The organism is Paenibacillus sp. D9 (assembly GCF_001188365.1).
Taxonomy (GTDB): domain Bacteria; phylum Bacillota; class Bacilli; order Paenibacillales; family Paenibacillaceae; genus Paenibacillus_O; species Paenibacillus_O humicus.
In genome coordinates, this window is sequence record NZ_JZEJ01000001.1 from 4,103,984 (window position 1) to 4,116,522 (window position 12,539).

The 12,539-nt window shown below is 62.1% G+C and carries 11 protein-coding genes and 1 riboswitch; of the genes, 4 read left to right on the forward strand and 7 right to left on the reverse strand.

Annotation, left to right across the window (positions count from 1 at the left end):
• The first annotated feature begins 104 nt into the window (after positions 1–104).
• The 4 genes from VE23_RS18450 to VE23_RS18465 all read left to right on the forward strand — a co-directional run bounded on the left by VE23_RS18450 (position 105) and on the right by VE23_RS18465 (position 4,666).
• Complete coding sequence (locus VE23_RS18450; RefSeq protein ID WP_373864547.1) at positions 105–347, forward strand: DUF6953 family protein; 243 nt, start codon at positions 105–107, stop codon at positions 345–347.
• Between the two features lie 167 nt (positions 348–514).
• Positions 515–2,059 (forward strand): sigma-70 family RNA polymerase sigma factor, encoded by a 1,545-nt coding sequence (locus VE23_RS18455; protein ID WP_157053991.1) that lies wholly within the window; start codon positions 515–517, stop codon positions 2,057–2,059.
• A 166-nt stretch (positions 2,060–2,225) separates the two neighbouring features.
• Positions 2,226–2,426, forward strand: coding sequence for a cold-shock protein (locus tag VE23_RS18460; RefSeq protein WP_048745005.1), 201 nt, complete (start codon positions 2,226–2,228; stop codon positions 2,424–2,426).
• Positions 2,427–2,722: 296 nt separating this feature from the next.
• Entirely contained in the window at positions 2,723–4,666 is a 1,944-nt protein-coding gene (locus VE23_RS18465) for a M28 family metallopeptidase (protein WP_157053992.1), read from the forward strand.
• A gap of 222 nt (positions 4,667–4,888) precedes the next feature.
• Here VE23_RS18465 and VE23_RS18470 read toward each other — a convergent pair whose 3' ends face one another.
• The 7 genes from VE23_RS18470 to VE23_RS18500 all read right to left on the reverse strand — a co-directional run bounded on the left by VE23_RS18470 (position 4,889) and on the right by VE23_RS18500 (position 12,482).
• Positions 4,889–5,677 carry an energy-coupling factor transporter transmembrane component T family protein gene (locus tag VE23_RS18470; protein WP_048745007.1) on the reverse strand — a complete coding sequence of 263 codons (789 nt, stop codon included), beginning with the start codon at positions 5,675–5,677 and terminating at the stop codon, positions 4,889–4,891.
• Entirely contained in the window at positions 5,668–7,350 is a 1,683-nt protein-coding gene (locus tag VE23_RS18475) for an ABC transporter ATP-binding protein (protein ID WP_232316993.1), read from the reverse strand. The genes VE23_RS18470 and VE23_RS18475 overlap by 10 nt, the downstream gene beginning before the upstream one ends.
• Positions 7,351–7,354: 4 nt before the next feature.
• Complete coding sequence (locus VE23_RS18480) at positions 7,355–7,960, reverse strand: ECF transporter S component (protein ID WP_049868755.1); 606 nt, start codon at positions 7,958–7,960, stop codon at positions 7,355–7,357.
• 153 nt (positions 7,961–8,113) lie between these two features.
• Positions 8,114–8,223: riboswitch (TPP riboswitch) on the reverse strand.
• A gap of 60 nt (positions 8,224–8,283) precedes the next feature.
• Entirely contained in the window at positions 8,284–9,408 is a 1,125-nt protein-coding gene (gene ssuD / locus VE23_RS18485) for an FMNH2-dependent alkanesulfonate monooxygenase (RefSeq protein ID WP_049868756.1), read from the reverse strand.
• A 120-nt stretch (positions 9,409–9,528) separates the two neighbouring features.
• Positions 9,529–10,446 carry an ABC transporter ATP-binding protein gene (locus VE23_RS18490; protein WP_021879428.1) on the reverse strand — a complete coding sequence of 306 codons (918 nt, stop codon included), beginning with the start codon at positions 10,444–10,446 and terminating at the stop codon, positions 9,529–9,531.
• Between the two features lie 57 nt (positions 10,447–10,503).
• Positions 10,504–11,577 carry a taurine ABC transporter substrate-binding protein gene (locus tag VE23_RS18495; protein ID WP_049868757.1) on the reverse strand — a complete coding sequence of 358 codons (1,074 nt, stop codon included), beginning with the start codon at positions 11,575–11,577 and terminating at the stop codon, positions 10,504–10,506.
• An 83-nt stretch (positions 11,578–11,660) separates the two neighbouring features.
• Positions 11,661–12,482, reverse strand: coding sequence for an ABC transporter permease subunit (locus tag VE23_RS18500; RefSeq protein ID WP_049868758.1), 822 nt, complete (start codon positions 12,480–12,482; stop codon positions 11,661–11,663).
• Between the last annotated feature and the right edge of the window lie 57 nt (positions 12,483–12,539).

Below are 12,539 nucleotides of genomic sequence, written 5' to 3' on the forward strand. Positions count from 1 at the left end.
AGGGAACGATCGAGACAGAGGAAAGGATAGAGACGCAAGAAACGAAGGGAAACAGGGAGACGCAGCAAACGGATGCGGCACAGCAGTTGCAGCATTCACAGGAAGTGAAGGATACGCAGGTAGAGCAGCAGATTGCGAAGTGGATGGTCGGGGAGATCGAGAATCGCGGCATGCTTCGCCAGGAAGAAGCTGTTGCCCATGTGCGCGAGCAGTTCGGGGAGCAGTATGTGTTCACCAACGAGCAGGGTCATGCTTCGCTGGAGAAGGAAGTGAAGAAGGCCTTCCGCAAGCTGCACCGGGGCAGAGTCGCCTGGGACCGGGACGGATTTTTCTGGGCGTGGACGTAAGCTCGTTGCATGCCCCCGAGACCCTTTATATTTAGCATCGGCAGAGGCGCCTTACCGGATTTTCCTGTGATGGAGACGGAGAGGTGTTCTTTTTTTGCCTCCGGGTAACCTTCGGCCGCTTCGATGGCACTTAAGGAGAGCATGGAGACGAAGGGGGAACGGCAATCTTGGAACAATCGGATTTTGAGCCGCTTGTCCGGAAGTTCACGCCGATGGCGATGGCCATCGCGAGGGAGAAGCTGATGGACTCCGGCGACGCCGAGGACGCCGTGCAGGAGGCTTTCACGCAGGCGTACCTGCACAGGCATTCTCTCCAGGACCCAGGGGCGTTTCCCGGCTGGTTCCGGCGGATCGTGGAGCGTCAGTGCTACCGGATGACCCGGCGCCGCAAGCTGCCCTCGGCCCCTTATGACGACGGCTTCCTGGCGGCGTTCGGGGAGTCGCTGGAAGAACAGGTGGAGAGGCGCCTGGAGGCAGAGGAGCTCCGTCAATCGCTGGCCTCTCTCCCCGCGAAGCAGCGGACTGCCGCCGAGCTGTATTACTGGCGAGGGTATTCGCTCGGAGAGATGTCGGCCTTCCTCGGCGTGTCTCCGTCAACGCTCAAGAAGAGGCTGCACGATGCCCGCCGTTCCCTCAGGCGCGCCATGCCGGTAGCCGATGCCGCTGCCATGCTGAAGGAACTATATGAAGGAGGAGACGACATGCTTCATATCACGAACGGAGACTGCGCCGCGCAGAAGCTGCGGGAGTCCGGCATCGGCGGCGAGATCGTCGCTTGGCGGGAAGCGTACAACCACGGCCCTGTCTTCGCAGACGGCGCAGATAAGGACGGCAGGGAGATTCGCGCGCACTATCTGGAGCAGACGCTGGGAGTGCCGCGTGAGGAATATCTGTCTGCCTGCGAGGCTCAGGAAGCCAAGCTGGGAGAGCTGGAGCGCTTCGGCGAGGTCGTGCTCTGGTTCGAGCATGATCTGTACGACCAGAGCATGCTTGCCTATCTGCTGCATGAGCTTGCCCGGCGCAAGCCGGAATCGGTCAGGCTCAGCCTGCTCTGCATCGGGGAGTATCCGGGCGTGGAGCCCTTCATCGGACTCGGCCAGCTCTCGGGCAGGCAGCTGGGAGCATTGTCCGGCACTTGGCAGCCGATCGGGAAAGAGCAGCTTGAGCTTGGGAGCGGCTTATGGGAGGCGTATGCGTCCGCAGATCCGATGAGGCTGCAGCGGCTGCTGGACGGCGATTCGTCCGCTCTTCCGCTGGCCCACGATGCGTTCCGGGCCCATCTGGCGCGCTTCCCTTCCTCCCGGGACGGGCTTGGCAGCGCAGAGCGCGCGATTCTGGAGCTGGCAAGGGAGGGAAATCTCGCGGCGGATGGGATGTTCCGCATATTCACCGTGAAGATGCAGCTGCTCGGCATGGGCGATCTGCAATTCCGCCATATCCTGAACGGGCTGGCGGAGCAGCCGGAGCCTCTGCTTGCCTGGATGGACGGCGACTGTGATTCACCGTCTGACCGTGCGGTATTCCGGGAGGGGACGCTCGCATTGACGGCATTCGGGCGACGGGTGCTGGACGGCGCGGCCAACCGCGGCGAAGGCGGGGAGTGGGACGACTGGTACGGAGGCGCGCATGTTGCGGGCAGCCGCCCGGCTTGGCTCTGGGACGGACAGACGGGGCGGCTGGAGGAGAATTCGGCCGTTTCGGGCAAGGATTGATACAGACTTGTTGCGTGACAATTCTGCCTATGGTAGTATAGGCGTAATATCTACTCGGATGAATTCGCATAGCTGAACAGTTACTTGAGCGTACCGAAAGGCCTGCCGTAACCCGCTTCGCTTATGTCGTATCTTCACCAGGGTAACCAGGGCAGGAGGTGTCAACATGCAAAGAGGAACTGTGAAATGGTTCAACGCCGAGAAAGGCTACGGCTTTATCGAGGTTGAAGGTGGCGGCGACGTATTCGTCCACTTCTCCGCAATCACGGGCGAAGGCTTCAAAACGCTTGACGAAGGTCAAAGCGTGGAGTTCAACGTCGTAGAAGGCAGCCGCGGACCGCAGGCTGAAAACGTAGTTAAGCTGTAAGCTTGATTGCGAAGAGAACCGGGATCTTGGGATCCCGGTTTTTTTGTTTTGAGCAAGGGATGGATATGAACCCAATCCTGCCTATTGATTCAAAGACAGCAGCATCACTTATTCCCTTTTTGGACATGGATCGGAGGCCGCGGTTATGGCCGGAATCGGAAAAGGAAACCTAAGATAGGGTTGTCGATTTCTCTCGAATGCGGTAGAAAACGACAACAATAGGGGATATCAGGTAGAAAAAATGGCCTGTTGTTGGTAAAATTGCCCTGACTAATGAATAGACAGGGGGAAATCGCTTGCGAGCATGGCGTGCTTTACTCCTTTTGGCCATCGCCTCGGCCATCCTGCTGGCCGCCTGCGAGGCCTCGGGGGAGCGGCCGCCTCAGGAGCGGATCGTCAAGCTGCTGACGGCGAAGAAGATGGAGGGCAGGCTGGCGGGGACGGCCGGCAACGAAGAGGCTGTCCAAGCGATCGGAGAGGAATTTGCCCGTATCGGCCTGGAGAAATACAGCGGAGACGACTACCCGGTCCTATTTCCGTACCGATCGGCAGAACGCAGGGAGATCGGCCTGAAGGTGACGATGAAGGACGGCAGCGTCAAGGAGCTGGTGTATGGTAAGCATTTCCGGGAACGCGTCATCCGGATGGATCTCGACGCTACGGCCGAGCTGAAGCTGGGCGAGGATTCCATCGGCTCGCTGACGGCCGGTACCGCATTCGTGGCGGCATCGGAGGAGGAGCTCGATCGGGCGCAGAAGGGGAGCACTCGGTTCATCCTGGCCCGCACCGACATGCTCAAGCAATATCCCGCCCGGCGGAATCTTAATGTGCCCGTCGTGGAGATCAATGACGATACATATATCTTTCTGAAGAAGAAGCAGGAGGGAATTGAAAGCATCTCTCTGCGAATGAAGTATGAGGACAAGGAAGAGGCGAAGGCCGCCAGCGTCATCGGCAAAATCTCAGGCACGTCTGCAAGCGGACCGGATCACCATGTCCTCGTCCTTTCGGCGCCTCTCGATTCCCTGGGCTCGGACGCCGGGCAGATCTATGAGGGCGCTTCCCGGGCTGCGGCTGTCAGCGTGCTCGCGGGGCTGGCGGAATCGCTGAAGGCCCTTTCGGAAGAGAGGCCGTTTTATTCCGACATCGTCTTTTGCGCCTTCAATGGGAGGGAAAACGGGCTTCAGGGAAGCCAGGCTCTCGTCGATTCCCTCTATGATTCCAATGTACACCTTTCTGCGGTCAGCTTGGATGCGGTGGGGGTCAAAGGCGGCAAGCTCAACTTGCTAACCGACAACACGAAGAATCGTTTTGTAACCTCACTGGCGGATGTATTGAAGCAGGACGGCTTCAATGCGGATATACGCCACAACTTTGACGGCGATCATGCTTCCTTCGGCTATTATTCGCTCCCTGCGGTGTCGTTCGGGCTGGAGGAGCCGAACAGCGTGCGGACGGTCCGGGACCGGGCAGAGAATCTTGATTACGGGGAGCTGTCGCGAATTTCCGGCATCATTCTCGACTTTGTCCAAAAGCAGGACGAAGAGGCGAAGCTGGAGCATAACCACGCGGAGCTATATCCGTTCGGCCGGGAGAAATCGATGTATGAATACCAGGACGTCAAGCAGCAGCTGGTGCAAAGAGAGATGGCCAAACTGGCGTTCAAGCAGTACGAGCTGTTCGAGAATAAAGAGCAGAACATTCGGGAGCTGGTCTCGAACCCGTATCAAAACATGGATAAAGTGGAGTTCCAGAATCGATATCCGGGTTATTCTCTCCCGCAGAGCGTGGGGCGCTATTCTCTCCGGAGCGTGATTGCCATCCTGGACGAAAAAGCTTTCGGAGCGGGCAATCTGGATGATCTGGAGCCGAATCGGATTTATACGTCGGACAAGACAGTTGAAAAAAAGGATATCAATGAATTGAGTCTCAGCTACGAAGGGGAGAATGGTTCGGTTCTGTTTTTATCCGTGCTGAACGGAGAGGGAAGCTCGTCCATGCAGAATTCCGATACAATTCCATCTCGAGAGGTTCTGAAAAACGGATTGGAATTCACGGTCTATGATCGCGCCGGAACGGCTTTTTCGGTGCTGTACCCGTTCAACTCCGGAGGGAAGGACTACAAAGCCAGCCTGGTTGCCTATGTAATGACGGATACGGGGATGTCTCCAAAATGGGAGCTTGACGATGCGGAGACGGCCGCGCTGCTGAAGGGAATCGACTGGAAGGGCCTGACTTGAGTCAAGGGAACTGCATGGGAGAGCCGACGCCGGCGCTGAGGATAACGGATGCCCTGCTCAGGGAATAGAGATTGGCGCAGATTCCCCCAGGGCATATTAGGCAGCCATTTTTTAAATAGCAGGAACGTCCATACACAAAAAAGACCCTGGAGAGAGCAGTTCTCCAGGGTCTGTTTGGGTATTTTAGGAACCGCCGCGACGGCTGCCTCCTGCCTTCGTCCGTCAACGAACGTCGGTTGCGGCAAGCAAGGGATAATGGGTGCCGAGCAGCCAAGCCAGCAGCCAGAGGGCGGCGATGGAGACCGCATACAGGGCATCGATGCGCGACCAGCCATAGACGTAATAGTACGTGCGCTTGCCGCTGCCGCTGCGGAAGCGCCTCGCCTCCATGGCGGCGGCCATCCGGTGGGCGCGCCGGATGCTCTGGGCCAGCAGCGGCAGGGCATACATCCGCAGGCGGCCGTAGATTCCTTTGCGTCCGGGGCCGGCTCCCCGGATCTGGAGCGCTTGGCGGAGCGTGAAGAATTCATCCGCCAGCAGCGGAACCATATTGAGGGCGGCCAGGAAGCTGTAGGCGTACTTGGACGGCATCCGGAGCTGCTGCATGAGCGAGTAGAACAAGGCGACCGGACGGGTCGTAAGCGCGAAGGCGAGTCCGACCGCCGCGACCTGGAGCGAGCGGAGCCCCAGATGCAGCCCGCGATAGAAGCTTTCCTCCGTGATCCGGATCAGGCCGAGCTCGAACCAGAGCGTAGCGCCGGTCCCGAACATGATCATGCCGGAGGCTGACGAGATGAAGACAAGCAGGAACGGGGAAGCGTACAGCAGCACGCGCAGAGGCGGATGTCCGGTTGCAAGCAGCGGCAGCAGGGATGCGGCTGCGAGCAGGGCCATGACATTGGGGTTGTGGACGAACAGGGCGGCGACGAACAGCAGCACGGACACCGCTAGCTTCAGCGTCGGGTTGACGCGATGCAGCCAGGTTTCGCGATGGGAAAAGGTCAGATGCATGCCGTGCCGCCGCTCCTTTCCGCAACAAGCCCGCCGTCGACTAGCCACTGCCGGGTCGCGAAGCGCCGGACCAGCTCCGGGTCGTGGGTGATCATGAGAATGGCGCAGCCGCCCGAGCGAAGCCGTTCCAACTGCTCCATCATCCGCACCGTGCCGCTCGCGTCGAGGCCGAAGGTCGGCTCATCCAGCAGCAGCAGGCGCTGGCCGCCGACCATGGCCGTTGCGACGCTGAGCCTGCGCTTCTGTCCCATCGACAGCTGATAGGGATGGCGGCCGCCGAGGCCGTCGAGCGCGTAGTTCTCCATGAGCGTCCTTGCCCGGCTGCTGCGCTCCGGTTCCCGCAGCGATCGCGGCAAGGAGTAGGCGAGCTCGTCGAGGACGGAGTCCGTCACGAGCTGGAACTCGGGATTTTGGAAGCTCAGCGCGGCATGCTTGGCCATATCCCCGGGCTTTTTCAGGCTTTGGACCGGAATGCCGGGAATGTACAGGCTTCCCTTGGTCTTGATCAGCTTCATGATGGCGAGCAGCAGCGTGCTCTTGCCGGCTCCGTTGACGCCGGTGACGGCGATCCAGTCGCCGGCGTTCACTGCGAGCGGGCCGGTCCGCACCTTGGGCCGGCCGCCCCGCCATCCTTCCAGACCGTCCAGCTCGAGCAGCAGCTCGGCGGAACGGACGCCAGACGACGGAGCGGTCGCTGCGGGGCGGATGGCGGCATTCCGATCGTAGTCCTCCCAGAAGCCGGGGTACCAGATGCCGTATTCCCGCAGCAGATCCCGGTGCTCCCGGAACACGAGGCGAGGAGAGCCGTCGGCCTGGATGCTTCCGTCGGGTCCGAATACAATGACCCGGTCCATATCTTCCGCGATGCCGGCAATCTTGTGCTCGACGATGATGACGGTCCGCCCGCCCCAGACGGAGCGGAGCGAGCTCCATACCTGCCGCGTGCCCTCCTCGTCCAGGAGGGCGGTAGGCTCGTCGAGCAGCAGAGCATCGGGCTCCATGGCGATCATGGCCGCGATGGCAAGCCGCTGCTTCATTCCTTGGGACATGCCGGCTACCGGGAAATGGGGGTCTGCCAGGCACAGGCCGACAGCCTCGAGACAGCGAGAGATGCGGGCCGGCATTTCCTCGCGCGCAATGCCCGCGTTCTCCAGCGCGAAGGCGATTTCTTCGTCGGCATACGGCATGCAGAACTGGGAATCCGGATCCTGGAACACATAGCCCGGCCGGGCGGGAACAAGGCAGCAGTCCGCCTTCATCGGGATGCGGATGGCCGCCGGCACCAGGCCGCCGAGCACCTGCAGCAGCGTCGACTTCCCGCAGCCGCTCGGTCCGAGCAGCAGCACCTTCTGGCCGCGTTCGATGGTCAGGCTCAGCCCTTTGAAGAGGAGCGGAGTGTCTTCTCCGGGATATCGGAGCCGCAGGTTCTCTACGCGCGCCGCAGGCCCGGCATGTTGGACGGGCGCCATCGGCCGTTTCGCTGCAGGCACAGCCTCGTCGGCATGACGCTGCCGTTCGGTGCCGGTTCCGGAGGCATTCATAGAGGGCAAGCGGCCGCTCCCGATGGCGGGAGCGAGAGCTGCAAGCGGCGTCGAAGCCGCGCCGATCTCCCCGCCGTTCGTCGGAGTGTGGCTGCGAATGCAGCCTTTTAGGATGACGTCTGCAGCTTTCATCGCCTTATCCGAGAGCCTCGTAATCCTTGGCCGATGCCGGGCGGATGAGGCTCAGCACGCCGGTGCGCTCCAGCGCCTTGGCCAGCGCCCAGGCGAACAGGCCGGCGATGACGACGCTGCCGAGCAGACGCATGGAGACGAACAAGGTGTAGTTCCAGGCGGTCATTTTATCGATGTAGCTGTAATGCGCGTCGATGAAGATGGAGACGACGGCGGAGCCCAGGGACGCAAGGACCGTCACGATCGGACCTGCCTTCCGGTACAGGAAGGCGGCGAAGATGATTTCGGCTCCGAGACCCTGCAGCACTCCATAGACGAGCGTCGAGGCTCCCCACGATCCGCCCATGAACGCTTCCAGCGCGGCCGCGGCCGTCTCGGCGAGCAGCGCGGCCCCGGGCTTGCGGATCAGGAGGAAGGCGAAGGTGCCGGCCATGAACCACATGCCGTAGCTGAGCTGCTCCGCATGCAGGCCGAGCGGCTTGAGAATGTCGTACATCGGATTCCAGATGCGGTAGATGATGCCGAAAACGACGGCTACGACAAGCGTGACGAGAATGTCGGCGAGCGTCAGTCCTTTTGGACGGTCGGCATTGGGCATGGCGGTGGACATAAGAAATCAGACTCCCTCTCAAGGAAAATTGGAATGTTCCCCACAGATGGCTGCTGACCCGGCCCGACCTCCTCCGGGGGCATAGGAAAAGCCCGCCGGAAGCCGGCGGGCAGAGGGAATAAAGGCATATCCGCGCAGGATGGGCGCAAGCCCGGCGGCGCGGTGCATTCTCTCTACGCTGGCATTACCCAGATCAGATCAATGGTCAGCGGCATACGGCCGCAGTCTCAGCCCGACTTCATCGAGCCCCCATGCATGCTATGGAAATTGTCCTTACTATAACGTGAAAATCGGGAAGCGGCAAGAGGGATTATGGCCGGCGGTCAGCGGGGAGCGATATTTTCCGCGAGCAGCTCGCCCATCGGCGACCAGTCCGGCTCCGGGGGGCGGGTCGGGCTGGACACGGGCAGCAGCGGGAACAGAAGCTCCGCGATGCGGTACGCCTCCTCCAGGTGGGGGTAGCCCGACAGGATGAACCTGTCGATGCCGAGCGCGGCGTACTCCTTCAGGCGAAGCGCCACCGATTCGGGATCGCCGACGAGCGCGGTGCCGACGCCGCCGCGCACGCGGCCGATGCCGGTCCACAGGTTGGGAGCGATCTCGTCCTGCCCTTCGCTGTCGCGGACCAGCTGTGTCATGCGGCGCTGCCCGACCGAATCGAACCGGTCCAGCACGGCCTGCGCGCTCCGGGCGTCCTCCTCGCTGACATGGCGGATGAGCCGGCGGGCTGCGGCCCAGGCTTCCTCCGCCGTCTCCCGGACGATGATCTGCACCCGCAGGCCGATGTCGACCTGCCTGCCGAGAGCCTGGGCGCGGGAGCGGACGTCGGCGATTTTGGCCGCAACCATCTCCGGCGTTTCGGCCCAGGTCAGATAGGTGTCGATATGCTTGGCGGCGACGGCATGGCCGGCTTCCGAGGAGGCTCCGATATAGAGCGGCGGCGACTTGCGGCCGAAGGGAGGGTATTGGAGCCGGGCCCCTTCCACCTGGATATGCCTGCCGCGGAAGGTGACCTCCTCGCCGGCCATCAGGCGATGCCATACTTGCAGGAACTCGTCGGTAGCCTCGTACCGGTCGGCGTGGCTCAGAAAAATGCCGTCACCCCGCATTTCATGCGGATCTCCGCCGGTGACGACGTTCACGAGCAGCCTGCCCGAGGAGAGCCTCTCGAACGTAGCGGCCATGCGGGCGGCGATCGTCACCGAGACGCCTGCCGGGCGGACCGCCACGAGAAAACGCAGGCGCTCCGTGGCGGTCATGAGCGCGGATGCGACGACCCAGCCGTCCTCGCAGGCATGGCCTGTCGGCACGAGCATGCCGGTATAGCCGAGCCTGTCGACGGCCTGGGCGATTTGCCGGAAATAAGGCAAGTCGGTTATTTTGGCGCCTTGCGTCGTGCCCAAGTAGCGCCCGTCTCCCATTGTAGGGAGGTACCAGAATAGTTCCATGATGTCTCCTCCTGCATTATTGTCCGATTTGCCTGATGTCGAATTTATGAACGGGAAGCACCCGGCAGGCTGGCAACCTAGGAATGGAATAGCTCCCGTCTTTCCGTCTGAACGATGAATCTAAGGACGGTACGGCTCCTGCCTGGAGGACGGGCCTCCCAGCGGCATGGCTTCCGCTCGTCCGGTGCGCCCTTGCCGGGCTGCGCCTGACGGCGCCCCGTCCGCGATGCGCCCGATCAGCCATTCGCGGAGCTCGGCGAACTCCCGGCTGGATCGCAGCGGAGCCTTTCCTTCCGCATGCAGAGGATTGGCGAAGTCCTCGACGATCCTTCCCGGAGACGGATGCAGGAGCAGGATGCGCCGGCCGAGCAGCAGCGCTTCGTCGACATCATGCGTGATGAAAAGAATGCATTTGCCCGTTTTCCTCCAGATCTCGCCGACATGAGTCTGCATGGACTCGCGCGTCAGGGCGTCCAGCGCGCTGAACGGCTCATCCATGAGGATGATGCTGGGGTCGGCGGCCAGCGTGCGGGCGATGGCGGCCCGCTGTTTCATGCCTCCCGACAGCTGGTGGGGATACATGGACGCTGCGGAGGCAAGGCCGACCAGCTCCAGATAGGCTTGTGCCTTGCGGCGGCGCTCGGCTTTGGGCATGCCGGCCATTTTCAGGCCGAACTCGACATTGCGGGCAACGGAAAGCCACGGGAACAGGTTGGCATGCTGGAAGACGACGCCGACCTTGGTGTCCGGAGCGGAATGCTGTGCTCCGTCAATGACGATGCGTCCCTCCGACGGCTGGATATACCCTGCGATCAGGTTCAGCAGGGAGGACTTGCCGCATCCGGACGGACCGAGGACACAGATGAATTCATCTCCCGCCAGCTCCAGGCCGATGTCCTGCAGCACGGAAGGGGCAGTCGGTGAAGCCGGGCCGTAGCGAAGGGAGATATGCTCCAGACGGATGCGGCCCGCAGCGGCTTCGCCGGGCGGCGGCACAGGCACGGATGCGGCGCCCGTTCGTTGGGCTGTCACGGTCATGGCGGATCCTCCTTAAGGACGGTAATGGCATGCGGGCGATACGCCCGCCTCAGGCCGTTACTTCAAATAAAGATCGCTTCGGATCGCTTCCTGGAACGTCTTCAGGCCGGGCGCGGATTTGATCGACTTCTGCTCGACGAGGAAATCGGCCGTTTCCTTCAGCAGCGCCCCGAAGGCGCCGGGCTTGTCGGGCGTGCCCATATACTCGGGAAGAGTCTGCTCGGAGGCGTCCAGCACGGTGATCTGCTTCATCGCCGTCAGCGTCTCTTCCGGGGACAGGCCGAGCTCCTTGGCGAGCAGGCCGGACGCTTCCTCGGCATGGTCCCGGTAATACTTGGTCCCCTCGTCGAGCACCTCGATGTAGCCTTTGACGGCTTCCGGATACTTGGAGGCGAACTCCTTGCTCACGACGCCGAATTCTCCGGTAATGCCGCCTCCGGCCGCCACTTCCTTGGAGGTGACGATGACCTTGCCGCCGTCCGCGATCAGCTTGGACTGCACGGGCTGCCAGATGTAGGCTCCGTCGATGTCGCCCCTCTGCCACGCTGCGGCCATTTCGGGGGCGGGCATGTCGATGATCTTGATTCCCGACGGATCGATGTTCTTCTGCTTCAAGGCGGAGAGCAGGCTGAAATGGGAAGTAGAGCTGAATGTGGTGGCGATCGTCTTGCCCTTCAGATCCTCCAGGCTGCCGATGCCTGCGGAAGTCTTCACGACGAGCGCCTCGCTCTCGCCGATGATGTCGTGGATGTAATAGATCTCGTCGGGCAGTCCCTGCGCGATGCCGGAAGCTCCCGGCGGCGTGCCGACCATGCCGAAGTCGATGCTGCCGCCCGCCATGGCAGTGTTGACGTCGCGGCCGGCGTCGAACTTCAGCCACGAGACTTTGACGCCGGGAAATTTCTTCTCGGCCAGTCCGAGAGCTTTGGCCATCAGCTCGCCGTTCGGGCTGACCTGATAGCCGATCCGGATTTCCTTGGGCAGGCCGGAGCTTCCGCCGCCTTGGTCTGAGCTTCCTTCGCTGGATGAGCCGCATGCCGTGAGCGCAAGCAGGAGAAGCGCGAGGGAAAGGGCATAGAGAAATCCGCGTCCTTGTCGGCGGAATCCGGTGGAATGGGAAAGTCTGTTCATAGGATGGAGCCTCCTGATCTGATCGGGGAATGGGGAGCTTGGAAAAGAGAGGGGGACGGTCGGCTGAACGGGTTGGGAAGCTGTCAGCCCCGAGCCCACGGCGATGCCTTGCGGATCAGCAGCCGGAGAGAGGAATCGATGATGATCGCGATGATTCCCATGAGAATGATGCCGGCATAGATGATGTCGCTGCGAAGATATTTGCTGGCGTCCAGCACCATCCAGCCCATGCCGGAGATGGCCGCGACCATCTCCGCGGCGACAAGCGTGGAGTAGGTGACGCCCACGGCGGTACGCAGGCCGGTCAGCACATCGGGAAGGCAGGACGGCAGGATGACGTAGGCGTACAGTCTCCAGCCGCGCGCGCCCAGGGAGCGGGCGCCGTTGATGCGCTCCGCCGGCACCTGGCGGCTGCTGTGGACGGCGGCGATGAACAGAGGCGAGAAGCCGCTCAGGAAGAGCAGGACGATCTTGGACTCGTCGGCGATGCCGAACCAGAGCACGAGCAGCGAGTAGTAAGCGAGCGGGGGAAGAGGGCGGTAGAATTCGACGAACGGATCGAATACGGCCCTCAGCCAGCGGTTGCGTCCGCACAGGATTCCGAGCGGCACGGCCGTGACGGCCGCCAGCGCGATGGCGATCAGAATCCGGCGCAGGCTCGCTCCGACATGGGCGGCGAGCGACGAGTCCTTGTAGCCGTGCTGCGCGATATCCGCGAAGGCGGCCCAGACGTCGGCGGGCGGCGGCAGAAACAGCGGACTGACCCAGCCGAAGCGTCCGGACAGCCACCAGAGCAGGAGGACGGCCAGGACGGAGCCGGCCGAGACGGCTGCCGGCAGCAAGCGGGACTCGGCGCGGCTGCGCCTTGCTTCCCTTTTGTTCGCGGCGGATGGGGCTATGGCCATGAGAGATGCTCCTTTCTGCAAGGAATGGGGCGCCGAAGCGCTAGACGGACGGCCTGC